This window comes from Xanthomonas sp. NCPPB 1067 (genome assembly GCF_020783795.1).
GTDB classification, from domain to species: Bacteria; Pseudomonadota; Gammaproteobacteria; order Xanthomonadales; family Xanthomonadaceae; genus Xanthomonas; species Xanthomonas melonis.
The window spans coordinates 245,362-270,767 of sequence record NZ_JAJGQG010000001.1 but is presented as its reverse complement, the minus strand read 5'-3'; the positions used below and the strand labels follow the sequence as shown (position 1 = coordinate 270,767).

Below are 25,406 nucleotides of genomic sequence, written 5' to 3'. Positions count from 1 at the left end.
ACACGATGCTGGCGAGTCAATCGGTCTTTATATTAGACCAAACCTCTTTTCGATACCTACTGGAGCCTCATATGACATCGGTCCCTCCCCTGATTCTCGTCACCGGCGCCGGCGGGCAGCTGGGTGCCCTGGTCGTCGAAGCGCTGCTCGCACGTGTGCCTGCCCATCGCATCGTAGCAACGGCCCGCGATACGGCGTCACTGGCTGAGTTCGCAAAACGCGACATCACGGTGCGTCGCGCGGACTATGCCGATCCTGCGAGCCTGGACCAGGCCTTTGCCGGCGTCGAGCGGATCCTGCTGGTGTCGTCCAATGCAGTAGGCGCACGCGTGCCGCAGCATCGCAACGTGATCGACGCTGCCAAGCGCGCCGGGGTCGAGCTGCTCGCCTACACCAGCATCCTGCACGCCGACACCAGCACCCTGTCGCTGGCCGAAGAGCATGTCGCCACCGAAGCCCTGCTGCGCGAGAGCGGCGTGCCGCATGCGCTGCTGCGCAATGGCTGGTACACCGAAAACTATACCGGCGCGATCGCTGCCGAGGTGGCGCACGGAGCGGTGATCGGCAGCGCCGGGCAGGGCCGCCTCAGCGCCGCCGCCCGCGCCGACTACGCTGCGGCAGCGGCAGCGGTACTGGCTTCGGACGCGCCGCAGGCCGGACAGATCTACGAGCTGGCCGGCGATACGGCATTCACCATGGCCGAGTATGCCGCCGAGGTATCGCGGCAGGCGGGCACCCCGGTCGCGTATCACGATCTGCCCGAGGCCGACTACGCCACGGCGCTGGTGCAGGCGGGGCTGCCTGCCGGGTTCGCGCAGGTATTGGCCCAGTGCTCCGCGTCCTCGGGTGGCGGCAGCCTGTTCGATGACAGCCGCACCCTGAGCCGCCTGATCGGGCGCCCCACCACGCCACTGCGCGACACGGTGGCTGCTGCCCTGGCAGCGCGCTGAGCGGCCCAGGCGGCCGGTGCGACCGACCACACCGGCCGCCTGCCCCAACGCAACATGGCCACGGCGCACGATGGCCCGTGGCCGGTGATCGCGTTGGCCTGCCTGCGGCGGTTGGCCAACGCCCACGCCGCGTGGACTCGCGGCCTGCCTTCGCTGGAGCATCACGTCCAGACGCGCCGCGGCCCGCTGCGAGGCGCCCGGCCGCTGACCCGCGGTGCGACCGCCAGGGCCGCGCAACCAGCGCAGGCATCGCCCGCCAGCCGCTGCGGCGGGCGCCATATCGACGCTGCGGGATGCGCAGCCGGGCCTGCCTCCCGCCGGTCGCAGAACTGACATTGCCCGGACACGCTACTGACACAAGCGTTTCAGGGGACGCGCCGTCTATGTCACCAAACTGACATCAAACCTAAATATAACTACCGCCACTGCCGCGCCGTCAGGGACGACCGGGCATCCTGGCGGAGGGTTGGTTGCCGTGTCTGCTGCCCATCGGGCGCACCGGTCCGACGTCCTCCACCGACCCGATTTTCCTTGTACGAGCCGAGTTGATGAAAAAGCGCAACCTTGCCACCCTCCTGTGCGCCCTGAGTGCCACGGCCAGCACCAGCACCCTGGCTGCCGAGCTGGAGCTGTACGTGGATCGCAAGACCAAGCAGATCTTTGCCGAACCGGCACCGGGCCGCGACAAGCTGGGCACCTTCGTGCAGGTGGACGAAAACGGCAAATTGCCGGCATCGGCCATGCCGGCGGCACCGGCCCAGCCATTGCCGGCGGCGCCGGGGGCCAGCGCGCCCGCCGACACCGCCATCGCCCAAACCACGCCCGCGCCTGCAGCGGCACCGGCACCGGCACCGGCACCGGCACCGGCACCGGCCAAGGCCGGCGATGCCGGCAAGAAGTGGTACGACAAGCTGAGCCTGCGCGGCTACACCCAGATCCGATACAACCACGGCATCGGCGGCGATGCACAGGACCTGCGTGCACCCGGCGACCGCTTCCTCGGCAACGACCAGAGCATGGGCATCCGCCGCGCGCGCCTGGTGCTGAGCGGCGATATCAACGACCACGTGTCGCTGTACTTCCAGCCGGATTTCGCCAGCACGCCTGGCGGTTCCACCACGTCCAACTTCGCCCAGTTGCGCGATGCCTACGCCGATATCTTCTTCGACAAGAAGCGCGAGTACCGCGTTCGCGTGGGCCAGTCGAAGATGCCCTACGGCTGGGAGAACCTGCAGTCCAGCCAGAACCGGCTCACCCTGGACCGCGCCGATGCGCTCAACTCCGGCCTGCGCGACGAACGCGATCTCGGCGCGGTGTTCTACTACAGCCCCACCGTGGCCAAGGGCCGCTTCCAGGACCTGGTCAAGTCCGGCCTCAAGGGCTCTGGCGACTACGGCGTGCTCGGCGCGGGCGTCTACAACGGCCAGGGCGCCAACCGCGCCGAGCGCAACGACAGCATGCATGCGGTGGTGCATGCCACCTACCCGTTCAAGCTCGCCAACGGGCAGTACCTGGAAGTGGGCGCCGACGCCTACGCCGGCCGTTTCGTGCCGAGCGCGGCGGCGGTCAACATCGGCGGCCGCAGCTTCACCCCGGCCATCACCGAACCCGATGGCTACACCGACCAACGCGTGGCCGCCCACATCATCTACTACCCGCAACCGTTCGGGGTGCAGGCCGAGTGGACGGTGGGCCGCGGGCCGGAGCTGGATGTGGCGCAGCGCCGTATCCGCACCCGGTCGCTGAGCGGCGGTTACGTGCAGACCATGTACAAGTACGACTTCAACTACGGCACCCTGCTGCCCTACCTCAAGTGGCAGACCTACCGCGGCGGCTCCAAGTTCGACACCAATGCCCCGCGCATGCGGCTGGACGAAGTGGAGGCCGGCGTGGAGTGGCAGCCGATGGACGCGCTGGAACTGGTGTTCGCCTACTCGAAGATGAAGCGCACCGACGTCAGCACCGCGCCGTATCCGGTGGTGGAAGGCGACCTGTTGCGGGTGCAGCTGCAGGTCAATTACTGATCAGCGCAAGGTGATGGAGAACAGCGCAGCCCCCGCTTGCGGGGGCTTTCTTTATAACGCCACAACGACCTAGGCCGACACCTCTGCGCGCACGATCGCCGCGCCCGCGCTGAGCGCGCTGAGCTTGCCGCGTGCGACGTGCCGGGCGAGCGGTGCCATGCCGCAGTTGGTGGAAGGATAGAGCTTGTCGGCATCGACGAACCGCAGCGCTTTGCGCAGCGTGTCGGCGACTTCCTGCGGGGTTTCGATCGTGGCGCTTGCCACATCGATGGCACCGACCATCACCTTCTTGCCGCGCACCAGTTCGATCAGATCGATCGGCACGTGCGAGTTATGGCATTCCAGCGAAATGATATCCAGCGATGATGCCTGCAGCTTGGGAAACGACGCTTCGTACTGCCGCCACTCCGATCCCAAGGTCTGCTTCCAGTCGGTATTGGCCTTGATGCCGTAGCCATAACAGATGTGAACGGCTGTCTCGCACTTGAGTCCTTCGACCGCGCGTTCGAGCGTGGCAACACCCCAGTCGTTGACCTCGTCGAAGAAGACATTGAAGGCGGGTTCGTCGAACTGGATGATATCCACGCCGGCCGCTTCGAGCTCCCTGGCTTCCTGGTTCAGGAGCTTGGCAAATTCCCATGCCAGCTTTTCGCGGCTTTTGTAGTGCGCATCGAAGAGGGTGTCGATCATCGTCATCGGGCCCGGTAGCGCCCACTTGATCGGCTGACGGGTTTGCTGACGCAGAAATCTGGCATCGTCCACGAACACGGGCCTCGGGCGGCTCACCGCGCCAACCACGGTCGGCACGCTGGCGTCGTAGCGGTCGCGAATCCTGACCGTCTCGCGCTTCTCGAAATCGACGCCGCTGAGGTGTTCGATGAAGGTGGTGACGAAATGCTGGCGGGTCTGCTCGCCGTCGCTGACGATATCGATGCCGGCGTGCTGCTGTTCCTGCAGCGACAACCGCAACGCGTCCTGCTTGCCTTCGATCAGTGCCTCGCCCTGCAGTTTCCAGGGCGACCACAGCGTTTCGGGTTGTGCGAGCCAGGACGGCTTGGGCAGGCTACCTGCGGTCGAGGTGGGGAGCAGCTTTGTCATGACGGATGATGCCTTGCGTTTTGGTTGATCAGGGAGCGTGGCTGGACGCCCATTGCTCGAGAAGGTGCCCGTAGGGCCGGATGAAATGCTCTTCGGTGTATCTGCCTTGCGTGACGGCCAGCTGGCTGCGCTCTTCCCGGTCGTAGACGATCTGGGTGGAGGAGTAATCCTGATGTTTCAGGCTCGGCTGATAGATCGCACCCGCAGCGGAATTGGCGTTGTAGATCTCCGGCCGGTAGATCTTCTGGAAGGTTTCCATCGTGCTGATGGTGCCGATCAGCTCCAGGCTGGTGTAGTCGCCGAGCAGGTCGCCGAAGAAGTAGAACGCCAGCGGGGCAACACTGTTGGGTGGCATGAAATAGCGCACCTGCAGGCCCATTTTTTCGAAGTACTGATCCGTCAACGAGAACGCATCCTGCCTGTATTCGATACCCAGGATGGGGTGCCGATTGCCGGTGCGTCGGTAGGTCCTGCTGGTGGAGACGCTGATGCAGATGACCGGCAGCTTCTCGAAGTGCGCGGTGTACGCGTCCGAGCGCACGAAGTGCTTGAACAGCTTGCCGTGCAGGTTGCCGAAATTGTTCGGGATATTGAACCCGGAGGCATCCTGGTTGTGCGCCGGCAGCAGTACGCTGAAGTCGTAATCGCGCACATAGGACGAAAAGTTGTTCCCTGCGATGCCGTCGATGCGCGCACCGGTGTGCCGGTCGACGATGCTGGGTTTCAATATCTCGATCAACGGAAAGGCATCGTCCGGTTGGCTCTGACCGATGTTCATCTCGGCGGAGATGATCTCCAGCTCCAGCGCATAGCGGTCGCGCGTGGGATTGTCCCAATGGGCCAAATCGTTGAAGCGGTTGTTGATCATCGCCAGCGTGTTACGCAGATTCTCCTGACGACGCTGCCCCCTGGCCAGATTGGCGAAGTTCGTCGTGTTACGCGTCGTGGCCGAGGGGTGGTAGTTCTCATCGAACCACAGGCGCTTGATGGTGAAGTTCAGTGCTTGAGTCATTGCGATGTGACGCCTTGATTTCTAGGAGGAAGCGCCCGCACTCTCTGCGTTGCGGATGCTGCGGGCGGAATGCCGGACCTTAGGATCGGCGCTGGCGCTCAGGCCGCGGCCACGTCCTGCGCGGTGATGGGCCCTGCATGCCGCGTCAGTTCGATCAGCGGCAATGCCCGCTGCACCGCCAGCCTGGCCCGCTCGGCCAGCGCCTCGTTCCGCACGCGGTAGTCCACGAAATCACGGTCGGTTGCGTAGACGCCCAGCGGCAACGTGCGTGCCTGGAAGAAGCTGAAGAGCGGGCGGAGCTGGTGGTCGATCACCAATGCATGGCGTTCGCTGCCGCCGGTTGCGGCCAACAGCACGGGCGTATCGATCAGGGCGTCCTGATGGATGAAGTCGAAGAAGTGTTTGAACAAGCCGGTGAAGGAACCGCGGTAGACCGGTGTTGCCACAACCAGCACGTCGGCCTGCTCCACACGTGCAAGCTCGAGCTCCACCATCACGGGCAGTTGTGAGCGCCGCAGGGCGCCAGCGAACTGCGGTGCCAACGCCCCGAGTTCGACCAGGTGCCGCTCGCACGGCACCCGATCGGCAAGCAGATCCAGCAGGTGCTCTGCCAGGGCAACGGCCTTGGAAGGGCGTTGCATCCCGCCAGAGACCGCGACGATGCGGAGTGGGTGTGGCACGTTGACAGTCATGCAGGGTGACCTGAGCAGTGGGGGACGTCGCGTACAGCGCAAGCAACCGGGCCGGATCGGTCGGTTGCCTGCGGATTCGGCCATTGCCACGGCAATGACCGAACGACGTGCCCTGATGCTAGGGATCGCATTCAATGAAGTAAAATGGTGTTATTTCAACAATCCATGAATTCGGATCATCTGAATGCTAGAGCGCATCCATCTCAGCATCGTCCAGCAGGTCGAGCAGCAAGGCTCGTTGACCGCTGCCGCAGGCGTGCTGAATCTGACCCAATCGGCACTGAGCCACAGCATGAAGAAGCTGGAGCAGCAGTTGGGCACCGACATCTGGTTGCGCGAGGGGCGTAGCCTGCGTCTGACCCAGGCAGGCCAGTATCTGCTGGCGGTGGCGAACCGGGTGCTGCCGCAGCTGGATCTGGCCGAAGAGCGCCTGGGACAGTTTGCGCAGGGCGAGCGCGGCGCGCTGCGCATCGGCATGGAATGCCATCCCTGCTACCAGTGGCTGCTCAAACTGGTGGCGCCGTATCTGGCCATGTGGCCGGATGTGGACGTGGACGTGAAACAGAAATTCCAGTTCGGCGGCATCGGTGCGCTGTTCGGCTACGAGATCGATCTGCTGGTCACGCCCGACCCGCTGTTCAAGCCAGGGCTCAAGTTCGAGCCGGTGTTCGACTACGAGCAGGTGCTGGTCGTGGCCAAGGGCCATGCGCTGGCGTCGGCGGCCTACGTCAAACCGCAGCAGCTGACCCGCGAGGTACTCATCAGCTACCCCGTGGACCTCGAGCGCCTGGACATCTACAGCCAATTCCTGTTGCCGGCCGGCGTCACACCGCGTCGCCACAAGGCGATCGAAACCACCGACATCATGATGCAGATGGTGGCCAGTGGCCGCGGCGTGGCGGCCATGCCACGCTGGTTGGTGGAGGAATACGCCTCGAGGATGGAAGTGGTGCCTGTTCGGCTGGGTGCGCGCGGTATTTCCAAACACATCTACCTGGGCGCACGCGAAGCGGAGATCGCGATCGATTACCTGCGCGCCTTCATCGAACTGGCCCGCGCGCCGGCCGGTGCCACGGCCAAACTCGGCCAGCGATGACGAGTGCTCCCGTCGGGCGCACGCCACCCACGCTCTGGCGACCACCGACAAAGCGCTGCCACCTGTCTCTCCGTACTACCCATCGGCTGCGAGCCTGAGGCTCCGACACAGGAAGCGATGCGGCCACGCATCCCTCCGTACTGAGAACGGACTTGTCCGCGACCCTGATCACACTCTGCATTTTTCGATGATCGTCTGCCGCGGATGAGGTGTTGCAGCGCACAGCAGACCTGTCACAAGAGCGCGGTATAACCAAAATCGAATAGCAGCGAAGGGGGCGCTGCATCCGATGTCGTTGCCATGCGCGACGGCATTGCTTCTGCAACGCTCACGGAGAGATCTCGCCATGCCGAAGCCGTCGCTGTTGTCGTTCCTGTGTTCCCTCTCGCTGCTTTCTGCGCCGCTCGCTGCGGCCGAATTGCAACCCAAGCAACTGGCCGGGCCGCCGGAGGAGTTCGCGCAGATGCGCGCGCCCGATCCGGCCGAAGCGGCGATTCTGTCCAAGAGCGCCCTGCTGCCGGTGGAATTGACGCCGGCAGGTCAGGCCGCGCGTTGGCAAGGCAGCCTGCCGGTGGAGAATGGCCACCTGCGTTTCATGGTGCTGACCGGCGATCAGGCCTGGGATGCGGCTGTCGCCGCGCCGCGCACTGCCGGTGCACGCGCCGCTGCCGCACCGCAGCTGCAGGCGCAGCGCACGTTGTTGGGCAGCGCGGACAGCGGCATCGGCGGCATGCGCTATGCGGTGGAGGCAGCGCAGAACGGCAACTGGTCGCTGACGCTGCAGTCGGCATCGCCGACCGCGCAGCGCGGTTATGTGTTGATGGAAGGCGACCCGCGCACCCAGCTCGCCTCGTATCCGCGCGATCGCCAGCAACTGGTCGGCCGTTCGCTCACGCTCAATGCCATGCTCAGCGGTAACGATGCGCGCGGCGCCACCTTGCTGGCGGCGCAGGCTGGGCAGATCGATACCGCCAGCCTGCGCGTGATCGATCCGCAGGGTGCGGTGCGCATGCTGCCGATGGCAGACGACGGCGCGCACGCCGACGGCGCCGCCGGCGACGGCATCTACGGCGGCAACTTTCAGCCGACGCAGGCAGGCACCTGGATCGCGCAGGTGATCGTGCATGGGCGTGATCAGGCCGGGCAAGCGTTCGTGCGGACCAGCGAGCACGTGCTGCCGGTGCTGGACACCAGCTTGCGCCTGCTTGGCAATACGCTCAGCGCGCGCGCCGCCGATGGCACGCGGCTCATGGTGGCGCTGCCAGTGGCCGCACGGGGCAACGCGCCGTCGCACTATCGCGTGTTCGGCCAGGTCTGGGGCACCGACGCCAAAGGCAAGGACGTGCCGGTGGCGTGGATCGGCGGCATGCTGACCCCACAACAGGGGCAGCTGCCGCTGAGCCTGGACGAACGCTGGATCGCGCGTGCCGGCGCACGTGCGCCCTTCACGCTGCGCGGCCTGCGCATCGAAGATCCGGATCACTACATCCCGCTGGTGCAGGCCGGCACGCTGCCCTTGCAGGTACCGGCGCTGCGCCGTGCCAGCATCGCGCGCACCACCGGCGCCATCGACGAAAGCATGCGCATGGGCCCGCGTCCCGCCACGCTGACATCGGCACGAGTGCAACCGCAGGCTGCCGGCTCCAAGCTGGTGCTGGTGCACGGATATTGTTCGAACGGAGTCTGGCCCCAGGCGCAATTCACCAATGCCGCGTCGTTCCTGGATGCCAAACAGAACCGCAGCAACGACCAGTTCGCACAACGGCTGGCGCAGTTCGCCAATCAATGGTCCTCGTTCGCCACGGTGGCGCATAGCCAGGGCGGCATGGCCGCGCTGCATCTGTATACCTACTACTGGAGCGGCCTGGATAACGCCAGCGGCGGGCGCGTGATGCAGTCGGTCGGTACGCCCTACCAGGGCACCAACCTGTCCGGCATTCTCGCCACCGTGGGCTCGTGGTTCGGTGTAGGCTGCGGCAGCAATACCGACCTTACCTACGACGGTGCCAAGGCCTGGCTGGCCGGCATTCCGGCAGACGCGCGCGCCAAGGTCAACTACTACACCACCTCGTTCGCCAAGACCAACTGGTACACCAACGATTACTGCAACGCGGCCTCGGACCTGGTGTTGAACGATCCCGAGGACGGCACCGTGGAGCAATCCAATGCGCAGCTGCCCGGTGGCATCAATCGCGGTCATACCACCGGCCAGTGCCATACCACCGGCATGCGCGACCCGGCACAGTACCTGGATGCAAACCGCAACGCGGTGATGAACGCCAACGCGGCGAAGTGATGCGCACCTGATGTGCGACACGACGCTGGCCGGTGCGCATGCGCTGGCCAGCGTCCATGCGAGGCGACGATCTACGCCTGGGACAACGCGCGGCGAGGCCGCTTCAGCGAAACACCACGGTGCGATGTCCGTTGAGCACGATGCGATGCTCGACGTGGCGACGCACCGCGCGGGCGAGCACCAGCGATTCGGTGTCGCTGCCCACGCGCACCAGGTCGCGTGGGGTCATGGCGTGGTCGACGCGGGCGATGTCCTGTTCGATGATCGGGCCTTCGTCCAGATCTTCGGTGACGTAATGGGCGGTGGCGCCGATGATCTTGACCCCGCGTGCGTGGGCCTGGTGATACGGCTGCGCACCCTTGAAACTGGGCAGGAAGCTGTGGTGAATGTTGATCGCCCGCCCGGCCAGCGCGCGGCACAGCGCCGGGGAGAGAATCTGCATGTAGCGCGCCAGGACCACTAGATCGATCTGCAGGTCTTCGACCAGGGCCAGCAGCTGGCTTTCCTGCGCCTCGCGCGTGTCGGCGCTGACCGGCAGATGATGGAAGTCGACCCCGTAGGACGCGGCCAGCGGTGCGAAATCGGCGTGATTGGACACCACTGCGGCGATATCCACCGGCAACTGCCGGCTATGCATGCGGAACAGCAGATCGTTGAGGCAATGCCCCTGCTTGCTCACCAGCACCAGCAACCGCGCGCGGCGCCGGGCGTCGTGCAATTGCCACGCCATCTGGAATTCGTGCGCCAGGATCGAGAAGCGTTGCTCGAGGCTGGCGATCTCGGTCCCCGGGGGCTTGTCGAAATGCACACGCAGGAAGAACCGCCCGCTCTCCTCGTCGCCGAACTGCTGGGCATCGAGGATATTGCAGGCCAGATCGAACAGCAGGCCGGTGACGCGATAGACGATGCCGGTGCGGTCGGGGCAGGACAGCGTAAGGATGTAGTCGGAGCGCATGGAGCGATCATAGCCAATGCGCACGCCTGCCAGCGCAGTGCTTGCGTGCGTAACTGTCGGCGTGCAGCCAGTGCGGTTCCGCAGACGATCGGATCGGCCACGCGTCTTGCACATCGGAGCGCCCCGGATGCTCGCGTCGCCAACGCCCCATGCCTGGCGACGGCACGATCGACCGCGACACGCGCGCGCGATGCGCCTAGCGCGGCGGCAGACGCAGCATCAGGCGGCGGTTGATTTCGTTCAACTGCAGGAGCGATGCCTCCACCGACGTTTCCATCGCTTCCTGGGTCGTGATGTGCGCACGCAGATGCGCCGGGTCGGACAGCTCTCCGCGCACCAGGAATACGTTCTCGCCGACCTCGCCCACATGCCGGCTGAGCACCACATGATCGACCTGATCGAAGCCATGTTGCTTGGCCAGCGGCAGCAGGCGCGCAGCCATGCGTTCACTGGCGTCGTCGGCAGGCTTGTTCAATTCCGCATCGAGCACGCTCACCGCCTCGCGGATCTGCGCGAACAGGAAATGGTCCGGATGCTCGGGATGCTCCGGGCCGACCTGGCCCTGATCGACCACAGGCGGCGGCAGGCTCATGACGCGCTACCGGCGTGGGCCGGCGCGCGCGATCGTCGCGCGGAAAAACCGGGCCGGTTGTGCGGGTGTTGCATCGCATTCTCCCTGAAGGCGCTGTGATGGCTGGAGCGCGTTGCGCATCGCGCACACCGCAACCAGGCCGAATCGAGCAGGCACCTTAGCCGCTTGCGCAGATTGCCTCAAGCAACCCCCACGGAGAAAAACCGGTTCTTGCCGGGCAATGCCGGCGCATGACGCGGCGGCGTTCGCTCGTCCAGCGCAGGCGCTTCATGGCGAGGCACCATCTTCCGCCATCGACCGCGGCGCGTACGACTGGTACCCGGTGTCGATCACCGGTTGCAGGGACCGCAAAGCGAGGCGTCGTATCGCAAACACGTCAGGCCGTCGCTGCTGCCGACACTATGCCTGGCCCGCGCGACGCGCCGCCACCTCGGCCAGCACCGCCCAATCGGCGTTGCCGTCGCCATGCGCGATCGCTGCATCCAGTTCGGCGCGCAACAGTTCGCCCAGCGGCATCGGCACCTGTTTCTGCGCGGCGGCCTGGATCGCCAGATCCACGTCCTTGCGGCCCAGCGTGGCGGTGAAGCCGGCCGGGAGGTACTGGCGCTGCATGATCAGCCTGGCATAGCCCTGATATGCCGGCGCGGCGAACAAGGTGCTGGTGAGCATGTCGAGGAACTGGGTGGTCTCCACGCCGTGACCACGGGCCAGCGTGCTGGCCTCGGCCATGGCGCCGATGGCGCTGGCCAGACAGACATTGGCCGCCAGTTTCACTGCATTGGCCTGCTCGGGTGCATTGCCGATCGGCCAGGTCCGCTGCCCGAGTACGTCGAACATCGGCCGCACCCGCGCCAGCGCTGCAGCGTCGCCGGCGGCCAGGATGTTGAGGTTGCCCGCCTGCGCCACATCGACGCGACCCAACACCGGTGCCGCCACGTAGGCGATACCGCGTTCGGCATGCAATGCGGTCAGCTCGCGCGCCAGCGCCACCGAGATGGTGGCCATGTTGACGTGCACGCTGCCGGCCGGCAGCGCATCCAGCACGCCGCCTTCCAGCACGATCTGACGCACCGCGTCGTCGTCGGCGAGCATGGAAAACAGCAACGGACCGTGTGCCGCATCCCGTGCCTGCATCACCACCGTGGCACCGGCCTCCCGCAGCGGCTGCGCGCGTTCGGGCGAACGGTTCCAGACGCTCAGCTCGAAGCCGCCGCGCAGCAGGTTATGCGCCATCGGCAGGCCCATCGTGCCCAATCCGAGAAATCCTATCGGCATGCGTGTCCTCTCCGGTATGGCGTGCGTGCGTCAGCTGGCGAACACGCCGCGTGCGTGGCGCGGCTCGCAGCGCAGGTATTGCGGTGCCGGGGTGACGGTGGCGCCCAACGCGGCGGCGGCATGCCACGGCCAGCGCGGGTCGTACAGGATGCCGCGCGCCAGCGCGATGGCGTCGGCCTGGCCCTCCTGCAGGATCGCCTCGGCATGTGCCGGCTCGGTGATCAGGCCCACACCGATCACCGGCGTGGCGACCTGCGCACGGATCGCCTGCGCAAACGGAATCTGGTAACCCTCTTGCAGCGGGATCTGCTGGCGCGGATCCAACCCGCCGCTGGAAACATGGATGTAGTGCGCGCCACGCGCATCCAGTGCCTTGGACAGCGCGATGCTCTGCTCCAGATCCCAGCCGCCTTCCACCCAATCGGTGGCCGACAGGCGCACGCCCACCGCCACCGTATCGGACACCGCCGCACGCACGGCATCGAAGATGCGCAGCGTCAGCCGCATGCGATTGTCCAGCGACCCGCCATAGGCATCGGTGCGCTGGTTACTCAACGGCGAGAGAAACTGATGCATCAGATAGCCATGCGCAGCATGCAGCTCGATCAGCTGCAGGCCCAGGCGTTCGGCACGGGTGGCCGAGGCCACGAACGCCGCCACCACCGCATCGATACCGGCCTCGTCCAGCGCCTGCGGCAACGGCTGCCCGTCGCGGAACGCCAGCGCCGAAGCGGACACGGTCTGCCAACCGTGCGGATCGGTGGGCGCGATCGCCTCGCCGCCGTTCCACGGCAGATCGGTGGATGCCTTGCGCCCGGCATGCGCCAGCTGGATGCCGATCGGCATCGGCGACCAGCGACGCACCGAGTGCAGCACGTCAGCCAGCGCACGCTCGCTGGCATCGTCGTAAAGACCGAGATCGGCGTAGCTGATGCGCCCTTCCGGTAGCACCGCGGCCGCCTCCAGGATCAGCAGGCCGGCGCCCGATTGCGACAGCGTGCCCAGATGGATGCGATGCCAATCGGTGGCGCAGCCGTCCTGTGCCGAGTACTGGCACATCGGTGCGATGACGATGCGGTTGGCGAGCGCGAGCGGACCGAACGCGATGGGAGTGAACAACTGGCTCAAGGCAACATCCAGGCGCAACAGGGGGTTGCCCATTGCACTGCGTGCCGCGCCGCCGCACAACCGCGGCAATGGATCACTGCGTCATGCGGAGCGCGCGCTGTCGTAATGGGAGGCCGCAGCGCGCAGCGGGTCCGCCGGCGCGTGCAGGAAGGCCAACGCCTGCGCGCACGACTGTTCCACCTTCAATGTGAGCAGTTCGTCGGCGCGGGTGCGACCGAAATTCAGTGCGGCGATCGGCAGGCCCGACCGCGCGGCCGCCTGTACGAAGCGAAAGCCCGAGTACACCATCAACGAGGAGCCCACCACCAGCACCGCGTCGGCGGCCTGCAGGTGCGCGAATGCGCGCTCCACCCGCTCGCGCGGCACGTTCTCGCCGAAGAACACCACATCCGGCTTGAGGATGCCACCGCACGCCGGGCACGGCGGCACCGCAAACGTCTCGAAGGCGACGTCGTCCAGATCCGCATCGCCGTCGGGCGCCTGTGCGGCATCCAGCTCCACCCAGCCGGGATTGGACTGTTCGAGCAGCCACTGGAATTCGGTGCGCGGCATGCGGCGTTCGCAGCCCATGCAACGCACCACATCCAGCCGCCCGTGCAGATCGATCACCGCCTGGCTGCCGGCGGCCTGATGCAGGCGATCCACGTTCTGGGTCAGCAGCAGTTCCAGCTGGCCGCGCACTTCCAGCGCGGCCAGCGCGTGATGGGTCGCGTTGGGTCGCGCCAGCCCGAACCGCGGCCAGCCGACCAGGCTACGCGCCCAGTAGCGTTGACGCGTGGCGAGCTCGCCCATGAAGGCCTGGAATGTCACCGGTTGCGGGCGCTTCCAGCCCCCTTGCAGATCGCGATAGTCGGGAATGCCCGAATCGGTGCTGCAGCCGGCACCGGTCAGCACGAACAGGCGTTGGTGGGTCTGGATGAATTCCTGTAACGCATCGCCGTCTGGTGCGGGAACAACGCTCATGGTGCGACTCCGATAACGTGGAAAACACGCGCCATGCCACCGCAGCCTGCTCGTTGCGAGACGACGCTGGCGCCGCGGTCTGCGCGCCGCAGCCGACCACCAGGCGGCAGACACGGATACGCGAGTACCGCCGCAGCGGATGCAGCAGGCACCGTACGCGAGACACGAACGCAAGCGCATGATCTGGGGTGACATCGCTCGATTCCAAGCCAACCGCGGTCTGACGCGTGCATGGCCATGCAGCTGCAACGGCGAACTGCCGCTGCACTGCACCGGACGCGACAATGGCTCCGTCACGGTCGGCGTGGCTGCCTTCGCAGCCACGTGCACCGTCGAGATGGCTCTGGCCACGCAGCACTGCCTGCCGCACGAAGCCACGGGCACCCGCTGCCACCTGCGGCGCGCCGGCTCACTCCCCGCGCGGCGGATGCGGCGCGAACCGGCCGTAGGGACGGGTGTCGTCGGCGCGTTTGCGCAGGACGTGCGCGGCAGCCAACGCCATGCCGAGCAGGCTCAGGCTCATCCCCACCAGGCCGGCCCAGCCGCCGTGTTGCCAGAACCAGCCGCCCATCGCACCGATCACGCTGGAGCCGGCGTAATACGCCAGCAGGTACAACGAGGCGGCGTGGCTACGATGTGCGCCACCAAGCCGGCTCACCCAGGCGCTGGCGGCCGAATGCGCGATGAAGAATCCGATGGTCAGCAACACGATGCCGCCCACCACCAGCGCCAGCGCATGTGTCAGCGTCAGTACCACACCCAGCACGCAGCAGACGATACCGGCACTGACCACCGGCCCGCGGCCGAAGCGATCCGAAGCCCCACCGGCCACCGAGGAGCTGACGATGCCGAACACGTAAGCGCTGAAGATCATGCCGATCTGGCTCTGGCTGAGCGCGAACTCCGGCCCGCCCAGGCGAAAGCCGGCGTAGTTGTAGACGCTGACGAACACGCCCATCAGCAGGAACGGCAATACGAACAGCCACGGCAGGTTGCGATCGCGCAGCTGCCCGGCCCAGGCGCGCAGATGGAACTGCAGGTTGATGCCATGCCGGCGCACGAAATGGCGTGAGGGCGGCAGCAACCAGACGAAGGCAAGCGCACACAGCAGGTCGAGTACGCTCAGCAGGGCCAGGGCGGTGCGCCAGTCGCTGTGATCGGTCAATACGCTCATCAGGATGCGCCCGCTCATGCCGCCGAACGCATTGCCGGCCACGTACAGGCCGGTGGCCGCGCCCAGCTTGTGCGGAGGCAGTTCCTCGCCCAGGTACACCATCGCCACGGCCGGCACGCCGCCCAGCGCGATCCCGGACAGGGTGCGGACGACCACCAGTGCGCCCCAGTGCGGCAGGAATGCGGCGATCAGGTTGAGTACGGCGGCCAGCGCGATGGAGGCGAACATCAGCCCACGCCGGCCCAGGTTTTCCGACACCGCTCCGGCACAGAAGATCGCGATCGCCAACCCGGCGGTCGCCAGCGACAGCGGCAGCGAGGCCACGGCCGCATCCACGCCGAACGTCCGGGCGAATTCCGGCAACACCGGTTGCACGCTGTAGAGCAGCGAGAAGGTGGCGAAGCCGGCCAGGAACAGCGCCAGCCGGATCCGGCCGATGGCCGGGGCGGCGGTAACAGCGCCCGGGTCGGCCATCGGCAAGCTGCGGGAAAAACGATCGGAAGACGGCACGGCAGCAGCAACGACATCGGGAGCGGCGAGTATTCGCCCGGCGGCACCCCCTGTCCAATATATGATACTGGCGGTTGCCATATGTAAAACAGATGCCATGGAGCTGCGTCACCTGCGTTACTTCCTTGCGGTCGCCGAAGAAGGCAACTTCACCCGCGCGGCCACGCGGGTCGGCATCGGCCAGCCGCCGCTCAGCCAGCAGATCCAGACGCTGGAGCGCGAGCTGGGCACCGCCTTGTTCCGCCGCACCCACAGCGGCGCCGAGCTGACCGCCGCCGGCGAGGCTTTCCTGGGCGAGGTGCGCCGCGTGCTGGCCGACGTGGAGCGGGCTGCCGAGACCGCCAGGCGCGTGGCGCGCGGAGAGTCCGGCCGGCTGCGCATGGGGCTCACCGCTTCGGCCGCCTTCAGTCCGGTGGTGCCGCGGTTGATCCGCGATTTTCGCCGGCAATGGCCGCAGGTCGAGCTATTGCTGGAAGAAACCAATACCGCCAGCCTGCTCGTGGGGCTGACCGACGGGCGCCTGGATGCGGCGTTCGTGCGCTACGGATTGAGCACGCCACCGGATCTGCAGCTGCTGCGCTTTGCCGACGAGCCCATGAAGATCGCCGTGCCTGCCGCGCACCCGCTGGCTGCGCGCACCAGTGCACCGTTGGCAGCGCTGGCCGGCGAGCCCTTCATCCTGTTTCCGCGCAGTTTCGGCTCCAGCCTGTACGACGAAATCCTGGCCGCCTGCCGCGAGTCGGGCGTGACCTTGCGCATCACCCAGGAAGCGCCGCAGATGTCATCCATCATCAACCTGGTGGCCGCCGAACTGGGCGTGTCGGTGGTTCCCGCCTCCACCGCGCAACTGCAGCGCCCCGGCGTGCGCTACCTCGACATCACCGGCCGCATGCCGCTGGCGCGTCTGGCCCTGGCGGCCGCACCCGATGCGCTGGAGAACGCACCGTTGGTGCGGCATCTGTGGGCGCTGGCGCAGCAGATCTGAGCGTCCGCTCCGCGCCCCGGCAATGCCGCTGCGGCCGCGGGCACCTGGCCCGCCTGGGATCGGCGCCGGCAGGCCCGGCGCGTGCAGTCGCATGTCCGCCAGTGGGCGCCTGCACCATCGACGCCGCATGCGTCGTTGGCGCGCCGCAACGACGATGCGCGCTTGACCTCAACCTTGCTTGAGGTTGTTCAATGCGGGCTCCCCCACTTCCGATCCATCGCCATGCGCCTGCGTCAGCTCGTCCTGCCCTGTCTCGATCCCGACCTCAGCCTGCGTTTCTACCGCGACGTGCTGCAATTGCCGGTCCACGGCACCACGCTGCGCATCGGCTGGACGACGCTGGAATGCGTCCAGGCACAGCAGCCGGTGGGCAGCGTGCACCTGGCTTTCAACGTGGCACCGTCGCGGTTCGACGCCGCTGCACAATGGATCGGCGCACGCGCCAGCGTGCTGGGCGACGCGCAGGGACGGCAGCGTTTCGCACTGGATGGCGCCTGGCAATCGCAGTCGGTGTATTTCGCCGGCCCCGATGGGGCGGTGCTGGAACTGATCGCGCGCGATGCGCTGCAGGATGCGGCCACGGGCCAGGGCGCGTTTCATGGCAGCGAGTTGCTGTGCCTGAGCGAGATCGGCCTGCCCAGCCACCATGTGCAGACCGTGACCGAGAGCGTGGTCCATCATTTCGGACTGCGCCCCTTCGCACCGGCGGTCGAGGGCTTTGTCGCACTGGGCGACGATCACGGTCTGTTGATCGTGGTGGACCAGCGTCGACGATGGTTTCCGCAACAACGCCAGTTGCCGTGGGCCGATGGCGTTCGCGTGAGCGTGGATGCGCCCCAGCCAGGACTGCATCTGCGCGATGCACAGGGGTGGGAACTGCTCGCGGCCTAGCACACGGCCCATGCCTGGCCGGGGCGATCGCACAGGCCATTGGCGCATCGCCTGGCGCTGGCCGCTTTCGGCACGCCGCTCGCCCAGCGATGCCGGGCGCCGCATGCAGCCGTTCGTTCAATCCGCTGCGGCGGGCACCGGCAGGCCGAAGAAGCTGCGCGCTGCCGCCGTGCTGTTGCCGGCGGTCACCGCCACGTCTTCGCCGCGGTCGCGCGCCAGCTCCTGCACGATGTGCGATAGAAACATCGGCTCGTTGCGGCGGTCCTTGGGCATGGGCTTGAGCGTCCGCGGCAGCAGGTAGGGCGCGTCGGTTTCGATCATCAACCGGTTGGCGGGGATGTTGCGCACCAGCTCGCGCAGATGCGCGCCGCGGCGTTCGTCGCATAGCCAGCCGGTGATGCCGATATAGAAATCGCGGTCCAGATAATCGAACAATTCCTCGCGCGTACCGGTAAAGCAGTGCACCACTGCCGCACCCAGCGTGCCGTCGAAGCTGCGCAGGATCGCCAGGAAATCCGCATGCGCGTCGCGCTGGTGCAGGAACAGCGGCTTGCCGCTGTCGGCGGCCAGTTGCAACTGGCCTTCGAATGCCTTGTGTTGCGCCGGGCGCGGCGCGAAGTCGCGAAAGTAATCCAGGCCGCATTCGCCGACGGCCACGACCTGCGGATGGGCATGCAACGCGCGCATTTCCGCTGCGCATTCGGCGGTGAATTCCACGGCGTGATGCGGGTGCACGCCGGCGGTGGCGTACAGCAATCCGGGGTGCTGCTGGGCCAGCTGCAGGGCCAGCGGGGAATGCTCGCGGCTGGCGCCGGTGATCACCAACTGCGCCACTCCCGCCTCGCGTGCGCGTTGCAACACCGCATCGCGATCGCGGTCGAAGGAGTCGTGGGTCAGGTTGGCGCCGATGTCGATCAACTGCATGGTGCGGGTGTCGTCTGAAGAGCAGATGCGATTGTACCGGGTGGGCGTTGCCCTCATCCGCCCTACGGGCACCTTCTCCCGCGAGCGGGAGAAGGCAGACGCAGACGCAGACGCAGACGCAGACGCAGAAGCAGAAGCAGAAGGCAGCAAGTGTTGGCGCTTCCTTCTCCCGCTGGCGGGAGAAGGTGGCGCGCAGCGCCGGATGAGGGGCTACCCCACCACCGGCACCGTCATCGCATCGATCTTCGCCGCCAGCGCCTGGATCGCCAGCTGCGCCGAGCGCGAGAGCTGGCGTTGCGGGGCCACGCACAGGGCCAGCGTCATCGGCTTGGTCAGGTGCTGGCGAAACGGCACGAACGCCAGCCTTCCGTCGGCCACATCGGGGGCCGCATCCAGCCACGACATCAAACCGACCCCGGCGCCGGCACGCACCAATCCGCGCAGGGTGCGCACGTCGTTGCAATGGGTGAGCCGCTTCACGTCGATGTGCTGGCGCTGGTACAGCACCTTGGCGTGCTCGCCGACGATCAACGGCGCAGCCGGCAGCAACAGTCGGTGTTCCAGGGTTTCGCTCAACTGCAACTCGGAGCGGCCGCTCAGCGGGTGGCCGATCGGCATTGCGATCCCCAGCGGAATATCGGCGAACGCGCGCACCTCCAGGTCCACGCTGCTCACCGGGTCGAGCAACAGGCCGATATCCACGTCGGCCGAGGTCACCATCTCCATCACCCGCTGGTTGCGCGCGGTGGAGAGGTTGAAGGTGATGCCCGGGTACTCCTGCACCAGCGATGCCACCGCCGCCGGCACCACGCCTTCGCTGAGCGCGTCGATCATGGCGATCTCCACATGCCCGCGGCGCAGCCCCTTGAGCTCGTCGAAGCGTTCCAGCGTACGCGCATAGGCCTTCTCCCAGCCGCGCACGTCCACCAGCAGCAGCTCGCCGGCGGCAGTGAGCCGCAGCCGGCCGGGCAGGCGTTCGAACAACTGCGCCCCCAGCTCCTCTTCGGCCTTGAGGATCTGGCGGTCGATCGCCGAGGCCGACACGTGCAGCACCTCGGAAGCCTTGCGGATGCTGCCGCAGCGGGCCACTTCGATGAAGTATCGGGTGAAGCGGGAGAAGGTCAGCATGGGGCAGGACTCGGTTGGCGTTGCGTTTTTTGCAATGGCTAGACGGAAAAACGATGTTTGATCACACACCCCCGGCTTCCTAGAGTCAATCCAGGCCCCTGCGTCAGGGGCCGCTCCCGCCTCACGCCAGAGACCGCCCCATGGATGTCGCTGTCCCCGCCCTCCCCCTGCACTGCACCTTCGAAGCCGCCGATTGGCAGCGCCTGGCCCAGCACTGGCACGCCGTGGCGCTGAGCAGCGAAGTCGGGCAGGCGCCATTCAAGGCCACCCTGCTGGACGAGCCACTGGTGCTGTACCGATTGGGCGACGAGCTGGTGGCCGCGCGCGATGTCTGCCCGCACCGCGGTGTGCCGCTGAGCATGGGTACCGCCGATGGCGGCGGCGTGGTGTGCGCCTACCACGGGCTGCGCTTCGGTTCGGGCGGGCGCTGCAATCACATCCCGGCCAGTCCAGATCAGAACATTCCGGCCAGGATGCGCCTGCACACCTATGCGGTGGCCGAGCGCTACGGCCTGATCTGGGTGTGCCTGGCCAAGCCGGCCGGGGTGAGTGAGGCCGAGGTGCAGATTCCGCCGATGCCCGGCTGGGACGAAGAAGGTTTCCAGCAGATCGTGTGCCCGGCCTTCGACATCGCCGGCAGCGCCGCACGGCAATTGGAAGGCTTCATCGACGTGGCGCATTTCGCGTTCGTGCACACCGCGACATTCGCCCAGCCCGACAAGCGCGAGGTGCCGGCCTATACCACCACCGAGACACCCACCGGTTTCGACGCCGATTACCTCAGCAGCGTGGCCAACTATTCGGTAGACATGCCGCTGCCGGACGTGGACCCGGAGTTCCAGTGGCTGCGGCACTTCGAAGTGCATCTGCCGTTCACCGCCACGCTCACCATCCATTTCCCGGTGCCGGGCAAGCGGTTGGTGATCATGAATGCCGCAAGCCCCGTGTCCAAGCACAAGACGCGCCTGCTGGTGCCGATCGCACGCAATTTCGACACCCATCTGCCGGTGGAGGACGTGCATGCCTTCAACCTGCGCGTGTTCGAGGAAGACCGCGCCATGGTCGAAGCACAGCGGCCCGAATACCTGCCGCTGGACCCGCTGCTGGAGGTGCATATCCCCGCCGACCGCAGTTCGATCGCCTACCGCCGTGGCCTGCGCAGTCAGGGCTACAGCGACTTCTTCCTGCGTTGACCGCCAAGGAGCGCGCCATGGGCCTGCATGAAGTGCGCGTTGCCGCCGTGGCCGAGCAAGGCCACCGCCAGCGTGCGATCCGCCTGGAGCCGATCGATGCCGAGCTGCCGGCGTTCGAGGCCGGCGCGCACGTGGACCTGCATCTGCCGGACGGATTGATCCGCCAGTATTCGATCGCCAGCGCCCCGCATGCGCGCGACCACTACCTGCTGTGCGTCAAGCTGGCCGATGCCTCGCGCGGCGGCTCGCGGCATCTGTGCGAGCAGCTGTCGCCCGGCGATCGCCTGCGCATCTCCAGCCCGCGCAATCTGTTCCCGCTGCGTGCTGGCGAACGGCATGTGCTGCTGGCCGCCGGGATCGGCATCACCCCCTTGCTGTCAATGGCCGAGGCGCTGGAAGCGCGTGGTGAATCCTTCGTCCTGCACTACTACGCGCGCCGGCATGCCGACGTGGCGTTCGGGCAGCGGTTGCAACAGGGCTTTTCGCACGGCCAGGTGCACATGCACTTGAGCGAAGGCGGCCAGAGCCCGCGCGTGCACCTGCCCGACGCACTCGTCCAGGCGCGCGCGCGCGACCAGCTCTACCTGTGCGGGCCGGCTGCGTTCATGGACCACTTCACCGCCGTCGCCAGGGCGCAGGGCTGGGCGGAATCGCAGGTGCACCGCGAGCACTTCGCCGCCACCGCGCCGGAACTGCCCGACGCTGCCGACCGTGCCTTCGAGGTGGAGCTGGCCGCCAGCGGCCGTGTGGTGCAGGTGCCGGCCGGGTGCAGCATCGCCGGCGCCTTGCTGGATGCCGGCATCGACGTTCCGCTGTCCTGCGAGCAGGGCATGTGCGGAGCCTGCTTGACCGGCGTGATCGCCGGCCTGCCCGATCACCGTGACAGCGTACTCAGCGCCGCCGAACACGCCGCCAATGCGCAGATCACCCTGTGCTGCTCGCGCAGCCGCTCGCCGCGCCTGGTGCTGGACCTGTGAGTGGGCAAGCGGCGTGCAGGGTGGCCATGCGCCACCATGATCTCGGCACGGCCGGGCTGGAGACCGGGTGCCGCCAGGCCGCGATCGCGCGCGGCGGCAGCACGCGGTGGTGGAAAATCGGGGCGTGCCGTGCAAGATGAGCGGCGCGTGCGCTGCGCGCACTTGATTCTGCGTTGAAGAGACTGCGCCGATGCCTGCCTACACTGTGTTCACCCGATCCCCTCGCGGGCGCGCACGCTGATGCGCTGGCCCCAATTCGCACTGGCCGCCAATGGCAGCAGCGTCCGCACCGAAGTGCTGGCCGGCGCCACCACCTTCCTGACGATGGCCTATATCGTCTTCGTCAATCCCGACATCCTGGCCACCACCGGCATGGACCACGGCGCGGTGTTCGTGGCGACCTGCCTGGCCGCTGCGCTGGGCTCGCTGCTGATGGGCGTGCTGGCCAACTACCCCATCGGCATGGCGCCGGGCATGGGCTTGAATGCGTTCTTCGCCTTCAGCGTGGTCGGCACGCTGGGCTATCGCTGGCAACAGGCGCTCGGGCTGGTCTTCGTATCCGGCTGCGTGTTCCTGCTGTTGACCCTCACCGGCGCACGTCGCTGGTTGGTGGACGGCATCCCGCCCGCGTTGCGCAGCGCGATCGCGGCCGGTATCGGCTTGTTCCTGGCGTTGATCGGCCTGCAGAAGGCCGGGCTGGTGGTCGCCCATCCGCAGACCTTGCTGACCCTGGGCGATCTGCACCGGCCCGAACCACTGCTGGCGCTGGCCGGGCTGCTGCTGATCGGCGTGCTGGACGCGCGCCGCGTGCGCGGGGCGATGCTGCTGGGCATCCTGGCGATCACCGCCGCCGCCCTGGCGCTGGGGCTGGTGCAGTACCAGGGGATACTCTCGCCGCCGCCCAGCCTGGCGCCCACCCTGCTGCAACTGGATGTCGGCGGCGCACTGCAGGCACACGGCGAGCGCGGCGCGCTGACCGCGGTCCTGCATGTGGTGCTCATCTTCGTGCTGGTGGAAATGTTCGATGCCACCGGCACCCTGATGGGCGTGGCGCAGCGCGCTGGCCTGCTGCGCACCGCCGCGCAACGTCGGCAGTTCGACCGCGCCCTGCTGGCCGACAGCACTGCCATCCTGGCCGGTTCGCTGCTCGGCACCTCCAGCACCACCGCCTATGTGGAAAGTACCGCCGGCGTGCAGGCGGGTGGGCGGACCGGCCTCACCGCGCTGGTGGTCGCCGCGTTGTTCCTGCTGGCCTTGCTGTTCTCGCCGCTGGCGGCAATGGTGCCTGCCTATGCCACCGCACCGGCACTGATCTATCTGGCGTCGATGATGCTGCGCGAATGCACGCAGGTCCGTTGGGACGATGTCGGCGACGCGCTGCCGGCGGCCCTGTGCATGCTGGCGATGCCGCTCACCTATTCCATCGCCACCGGCCTGGCGTTCGGCTTCATCGCCTATGCCGCGCTAAGGCTGGGCAGCGGTCGCTGGCGCGGCGTGCACCCGGCAACCTGGGCGATCGCCGGCCTGTTCGTGCTGCGTCATGCGCTGGAATGAGCCGATGCGCGCCTGCCTGCGCGCGACGGCCGGCGATCTTGGCGCGCATGTTCGCCACCTGCGAGACAGCGTTCGCGCTGCGCCGTCGGTCATGCGCACGCACGCCGGCCGGGTAGCACCGCTCCCGTGGCGGGGCCGGCGCAGGGCCGCCGGCGCAGTCTGCGACGGTCAGCGCAGGTCTTGCCGCTTGCATTGCGCAGGCCATCGCGTTGAAGTGGCAGCAGCCCGCGGCGCCAGCTTGGCTGCATGCGGCGCATCCCATCAGCCCCGTTGCCGCACGCTCACCCGCGTGCGGCGACCAGACACCCCGTGGTCCTTCCCGAGTTCGTCCCGCATGTCGATCCTCCATCGCTGCCTGATCCTGAGTGTGTGCGCGCTGCTGCCCGTCGTTGGCCATGCACGTACGCAGCCCGCCTCGGCGCAGCAACGCGAGCAGCAGATCACACAACTGTTTCGCAATGCCGCTGCGCAACCGGCGCAACTGCGTGCCTGGTTGCAGGCGATGCCCAAGGGCGGCGACCTGCACAACCATCTGTCCGGCTCGGTGTATGCCGAGGACTACCTGCGCTGGGCCAGCGAGGACGAAGCCTGCGTGCAGCTGGACGACCTGAGCCTGCGCGCGCCGCCATGCGGCAAGGACCAGGTGCCGGCCCGCGACCTGGCCGCACGCGATGCGGCGCTGTATGGGCGGGTGGTGGATGCGATGTCGATGCGCAGCTTCGTGCCGAGCGCCGCACACCCCACCGGGCATGGTCAGTTCTTCGGCAGCTTCGGCAAGTTCGAGGCGGTGGTGCGCACCCGCGTGGCCGACACCGTGGCGGCCGTGCTCGAGCAGGCCGCGCGCGACCGTGTGGCATACGTGGAGATCATCGCCAACCCGCCGCAGATGGAGCAGGCCGCGCAGCGCATGCAGGCACTGCCCTGGTACGGCGGCGACGACAGCGCCAATCTGGCTGCACTGCAGGACGCACTGCCGCCGCTGGTGCAGGCTGCACAGGCCGCGCTTGCCGATACCGACGCGCAGGTGCGCCGCGTGCTGCGCTGCGACCGCACCGATGCGCATCCGGGCTGCGGGGTGGAATACCGCTACGTGCCGTATGTGTTGCGCGTACTGCCACAACCGATGGTGTTCGGGCAGATGGCGCTTGCCCACGCGCTGGTGGCCGCCGGTGGCAGCCGTGCGGTCGCGGTGAACATCGTCGCGCCGGAAGACAACCCGGTGGCGTTGGCCGACTACACGCGGCATATGGCCATGTTCGGCTTCTTCGCCACGCGCTACCCGAACGTGCCGCTGTCCCTGCATGCGGGCGAGCTGACGCTGGGCCTGGTGCCGCCGGCGCAGTTGCGCTCGCACATCCGCCAGGCCGTGGATGCCGGCGCACGCCGCATCGGCCACGGCGTGGACCTGCCTTACGAAGACGATGCGGGCGAACTGTTGCAGCGCATGCGCCGGCAGCAGATCGCGGTGGAGATCAACCTGACCAGCAACGATGTGATTCTTGGCATCAAGGGCGCGCAGCACCCGCTGGCGATGTACCTGCGCGCCGGCGTACCGGTGGTGCTGTCCACCGACGATGCCGGCGTGTCGCGCGCCGACATGACCCACGAATACCAACGCGCCGTGCAGGAGCAGGGCATCGATTACCCGACACTCAAGCGGCTGGCGCGCAACGGCTTGCGTTACAGCTTCCTGCCGGGCGCCGATCTGTGGGCTGCCGACGGCGCCGCCGTGCCGGCCTGCCGCGATGCGCTCCAACACGAAACCGACGATGCCGGCTGCCGCGGCTTTCGTCAGGCCAGCGCGAAGGCGCGGCTGCAATGGCAGCTGGAAATCGACCTGGCGCAGTACGAACGCGCGTTGCTGGCGCAGCGCAGTTAGCGCCTGCGACGCATGAGCGCGCCTGAGCGCGAACAGGCTGCACCGGTAACGTTTCGTCACACGCAGGGACGCGCCTGCCCACGCAACATCCGCTGCATCTCCACTGCAAG

The 25,406-nt window shown here is 67.2% G+C and carries 21 protein-coding genes; 10 read left to right on the top strand and 11 right to left on the bottom strand.

Translation table 11 applies throughout. From position 1 onward, the window contains the following. The first annotated feature begins 71 nt into the window (after positions 1 to 71). Together LL962_RS01145 and LL962_RS01140 are read left to right on the top strand one after the other, a co-directional pair. Positions 72 to 950 (top strand): SDR family oxidoreductase, encoded by an 879-nt coding sequence (locus LL962_RS01145; protein ID WP_228315576.1) that lies wholly within the window; start codon positions 72 to 74, stop codon positions 948 to 950. 548 nt (positions 951 to 1,498) lie between these two features. Further along, on the top strand, positions 1,499 to 2,974 hold the full coding sequence (locus tag LL962_RS01140) for an OprO/OprP family phosphate-selective porin (RefSeq protein WP_228315575.1): 1,476 nt from the start codon (positions 1,499 to 1,501) through the stop codon (positions 2,972 to 2,974). A 69-nt stretch (positions 2,975 to 3,043) separates the two neighbouring features. Here LL962_RS01140 and LL962_RS01135 read toward each other — a convergent pair whose 3' ends face one another. The 3 genes from LL962_RS01135 to msuE all read right to left on the bottom strand — a co-directional run bounded on the left by LL962_RS01135 (position 3,044) and on the right by msuE (position 5,776). Then, positions 3,044 to 4,072: a methionine synthase gene (locus LL962_RS01135; protein ID WP_228315574.1), complete on the bottom strand. Its 1,029-nt coding sequence runs from the start codon at positions 4,070 to 4,072 to the stop codon at positions 3,044 to 3,046. A gap of 28 nt (positions 4,073 to 4,100) precedes the next feature. Continuing rightward, positions 4,101 to 5,084 carry a DUF1852 domain-containing protein gene (locus tag LL962_RS01130; RefSeq protein ID WP_228315573.1) on the bottom strand — a complete coding sequence of 328 codons (984 nt, stop codon included), beginning with the start codon at positions 5,082 to 5,084 and terminating at the stop codon, positions 4,101 to 4,103. 98 nt (positions 5,085 to 5,182) lie between these two features. Further along, positions 5,183 to 5,776 carry an FMN reductase gene (gene msuE, locus LL962_RS01125; RefSeq protein WP_228315572.1) on the bottom strand — a complete coding sequence of 198 codons (594 nt, stop codon included), beginning with the start codon at positions 5,774 to 5,776 and terminating at the stop codon, positions 5,183 to 5,185. 184 nt (positions 5,777 to 5,960) lie between these two features. Here msuE and LL962_RS01120 point away from each other — a divergent pair, with 184 nt between their 5' ends. Further along, positions 5,961 to 6,872, top strand: coding sequence for a LysR family transcriptional regulator (locus LL962_RS01120; protein WP_228315571.1), 912 nt, complete (start codon positions 5,961 to 5,963; stop codon positions 6,870 to 6,872). A gap of 346 nt (positions 6,873 to 7,218) precedes the next feature. Beyond that, positions 7,219 to 9,168: a choice-of-anchor X domain-containing protein gene (locus LL962_RS01115; RefSeq protein WP_228315570.1), complete on the top strand. Its 1,950-nt coding sequence runs from the start codon at positions 7,219 to 7,221 to the stop codon at positions 9,166 to 9,168. A 103-nt stretch (positions 9,169 to 9,271) separates the two neighbouring features. Here the strand turns inward: LL962_RS01115 and purU are convergent, their stop codons facing one another. The 6 genes from purU to LL962_RS01085 form a co-directional block, all read right to left on the bottom strand. Beyond that, entirely contained in the window at positions 9,272 to 10,123 is an 852-nt protein-coding gene (gene purU, locus LL962_RS01110) for a formyltetrahydrofolate deformylase (RefSeq protein ID WP_104586325.1), read from the bottom strand. A gap of 196 nt (positions 10,124 to 10,319) precedes the next feature. Beyond that, positions 10,320 to 10,715: an XVIPCD domain-containing protein gene (locus tag LL962_RS01105; protein WP_104586327.1), complete on the bottom strand. Its 396-nt coding sequence runs from the start codon at positions 10,713 to 10,715 to the stop codon at positions 10,320 to 10,322. A gap of 399 nt (positions 10,716 to 11,114) precedes the next feature. Next, positions 11,115 to 11,990: an NAD(P)-dependent oxidoreductase gene (locus LL962_RS01100; protein WP_228315569.1), complete on the bottom strand. Its 876-nt coding sequence runs from the start codon at positions 11,988 to 11,990 to the stop codon at positions 11,115 to 11,117. A gap of 30 nt (positions 11,991 to 12,020) precedes the next feature. Further along, positions 12,021 to 13,151 (bottom strand): NADH:flavin oxidoreductase/NADH oxidase, encoded by a 1,131-nt coding sequence (locus tag LL962_RS01095; protein WP_425509899.1) that lies wholly within the window; start codon positions 13,149 to 13,151, stop codon positions 12,021 to 12,023. Positions 13,152 to 13,199: 48 nt separating this feature from the next. After that, positions 13,200 to 14,081, bottom strand: a complete 882-nt coding sequence (locus tag LL962_RS01090) for an NAD-dependent protein deacetylase (RefSeq protein WP_104586330.1) — start codon at positions 14,079 to 14,081, stop codon at positions 13,200 to 13,202. Positions 14,082 to 14,490: 409 nt separating this feature from the next. Continuing rightward, positions 14,491 to 15,765 carry an MFS transporter gene (locus tag LL962_RS01085; protein ID WP_441004845.1) on the bottom strand — a complete coding sequence of 425 codons (1,275 nt, stop codon included), beginning with the start codon at positions 15,763 to 15,765 and terminating at the stop codon, positions 14,491 to 14,493. A gap of 97 nt (positions 15,766 to 15,862) precedes the next feature. On the opposite strand from LL962_RS01085, the gene LL962_RS01080 reads away from it, so the two are divergent. Continuing rightward, a complete protein-coding gene (locus tag LL962_RS01080) occupies positions 15,863 to 16,750 on the top strand; it encodes a LysR family transcriptional regulator (protein WP_228315567.1) in 888 nt (295 codons plus the stop codon). Between the two features lie 222 nt (positions 16,751 to 16,972). After that, positions 16,973 to 17,641, top strand: coding sequence for a VOC family protein (locus LL962_RS01075; RefSeq protein WP_104586334.1), 669 nt, complete (start codon positions 16,973 to 16,975; stop codon positions 17,639 to 17,641). 117 nt (positions 17,642 to 17,758) lie between these two features. Here LL962_RS01075 and LL962_RS01070 read toward each other — a convergent pair whose 3' ends face one another. Continuing rightward, positions 17,759 to 18,565 carry a TatD family hydrolase gene (locus LL962_RS01070; RefSeq protein WP_228315566.1) on the bottom strand — a complete coding sequence of 269 codons (807 nt, stop codon included), beginning with the start codon at positions 18,563 to 18,565 and terminating at the stop codon, positions 17,759 to 17,761. A 210-nt stretch (positions 18,566 to 18,775) separates the two neighbouring features. Continuing rightward, positions 18,776 to 19,693, bottom strand: coding sequence for a LysR family transcriptional regulator (locus tag LL962_RS01065; RefSeq protein ID WP_104586338.1), 918 nt, complete (start codon positions 19,691 to 19,693; stop codon positions 18,776 to 18,778). 140 nt (positions 19,694 to 19,833) lie between these two features. On the opposite strand from LL962_RS01065, the gene LL962_RS01060 reads away from it, so the two are divergent. From LL962_RS01060 to LL962_RS01045, 4 genes are all read left to right on the top strand, one after another. Further along, positions 19,834 to 20,886, top strand: coding sequence for an aromatic ring-hydroxylating dioxygenase subunit alpha (locus LL962_RS01060; RefSeq protein ID WP_104586340.1), 1,053 nt, complete (start codon positions 19,834 to 19,836; stop codon positions 20,884 to 20,886). A gap of 17 nt (positions 20,887 to 20,903) precedes the next feature. Further along, positions 20,904 to 21,863 carry a PDR/VanB family oxidoreductase gene (locus LL962_RS01055; protein WP_167395231.1) on the top strand — a complete coding sequence of 320 codons (960 nt, stop codon included), beginning with the start codon at positions 20,904 to 20,906 and terminating at the stop codon, positions 21,861 to 21,863. A gap of 240 nt (positions 21,864 to 22,103) precedes the next feature. Next, positions 22,104 to 23,417 carry an NCS2 family permease gene (locus LL962_RS01050; RefSeq protein ID WP_228315565.1) on the top strand — a complete coding sequence of 438 codons (1,314 nt, stop codon included), beginning with the start codon at positions 22,104 to 22,106 and terminating at the stop codon, positions 23,415 to 23,417. A 334-nt stretch (positions 23,418 to 23,751) separates the two neighbouring features. Then, on the top strand, positions 23,752 to 25,296 hold the full coding sequence (locus LL962_RS01045) for an adenosine deaminase family protein (RefSeq protein WP_228315564.1): 1,545 nt from the start codon (positions 23,752 to 23,754) through the stop codon (positions 25,294 to 25,296). Positions 25,297 to 25,406 lie beyond the last annotated feature (110 nt).

Coding starts and splice junctions, on each gene's coding strand:
- LL962_RS01145 (WP_228315576.1), top strand. CDS start 72: ATGACATCGGTCCCTCCCCTGATTCTCGTCACCGGCGCCGGCGGGCAG.
- LL962_RS01140 (WP_228315575.1), top strand. CDS start 1,499: ATGAAAAAGCGCAACCTTGCCACCCTCCTGTGCGCCCTGAGTGCCACG.
- LL962_RS01135 (WP_228315574.1), bottom strand. CDS start 4,072: ATGACAAAGCTGCTCCCCACCTCGACCGCAGGTAGCCTGCCCAAGCCG.
- LL962_RS01130 (WP_228315573.1), bottom strand. CDS start 5,084: ATGACTCAAGCACTGAACTTCACCATCAAGCGCCTGTGGTTCGATGAG.
- msuE (WP_228315572.1), bottom strand. CDS start 5,776: ATGACTGTCAACGTGCCACACCCACTCCGCATCGTCGCGGTCTCTGGC.
- LL962_RS01120 (WP_228315571.1), top strand. CDS start 5,961: ATGCTAGAGCGCATCCATCTCAGCATCGTCCAGCAGGTCGAGCAGCAA.
- LL962_RS01115 (WP_228315570.1), top strand. CDS start 7,219: ATGCCGAAGCCGTCGCTGTTGTCGTTCCTGTGTTCCCTCTCGCTGCTT.
- purU (WP_104586325.1), bottom strand. CDS start 10,123: ATGCGCTCCGACTACATCCTTACGCTGTCCTGCCCCGACCGCACCGGC.
- LL962_RS01105 (WP_104586327.1), bottom strand. CDS start 10,715: ATGAGCCTGCCGCCGCCTGTGGTCGATCAGGGCCAGGTCGGCCCGGAG.
- LL962_RS01100 (WP_228315569.1), bottom strand. CDS start 11,990: ATGCCGATAGGATTTCTCGGATTGGGCACGATGGGCCTGCCGATGGCG.
- LL962_RS01095 (WP_425509899.1), bottom strand. CDS start 13,151: ATGGGCAACCCCCTGTTGCGCCTGGATGTTGCCTTGAGCCAGTTGTTC.
- LL962_RS01090 (WP_104586330.1), bottom strand. CDS start 14,081: ATGAGCGTTGTTCCCGCACCAGACGGCGATGCGTTACAGGAATTCATC.
- LL962_RS01080 (WP_228315567.1), top strand. CDS start 15,863: ATGGAGCTGCGTCACCTGCGTTACTTCCTTGCGGTCGCCGAAGAAGGC.
- LL962_RS01075 (WP_104586334.1), top strand. CDS start 16,973: ATGCGCCTGCGTCAGCTCGTCCTGCCCTGTCTCGATCCCGACCTCAGC.
- LL962_RS01070 (WP_228315566.1), bottom strand. CDS start 18,565: ATGCAGTTGATCGACATCGGCGCCAACCTGACCCACGACTCCTTCGAC.
- LL962_RS01065 (WP_104586338.1), bottom strand. CDS start 19,693: ATGCTGACCTTCTCCCGCTTCACCCGATACTTCATCGAAGTGGCCCGC.
- LL962_RS01060 (WP_104586340.1), top strand. CDS start 19,834: ATGGATGTCGCTGTCCCCGCCCTCCCCCTGCACTGCACCTTCGAAGCC.
- LL962_RS01055 (WP_167395231.1), top strand. CDS start 20,904: ATGGGCCTGCATGAAGTGCGCGTTGCCGCCGTGGCCGAGCAAGGCCAC.
- LL962_RS01050 (WP_228315565.1), top strand. CDS start 22,104: ATGCGCTGGCCCCAATTCGCACTGGCCGCCAATGGCAGCAGCGTCCGC.
- LL962_RS01045 (WP_228315564.1), top strand. CDS start 23,752: ATGTCGATCCTCCATCGCTGCCTGATCCTGAGTGTGTGCGCGCTGCTG.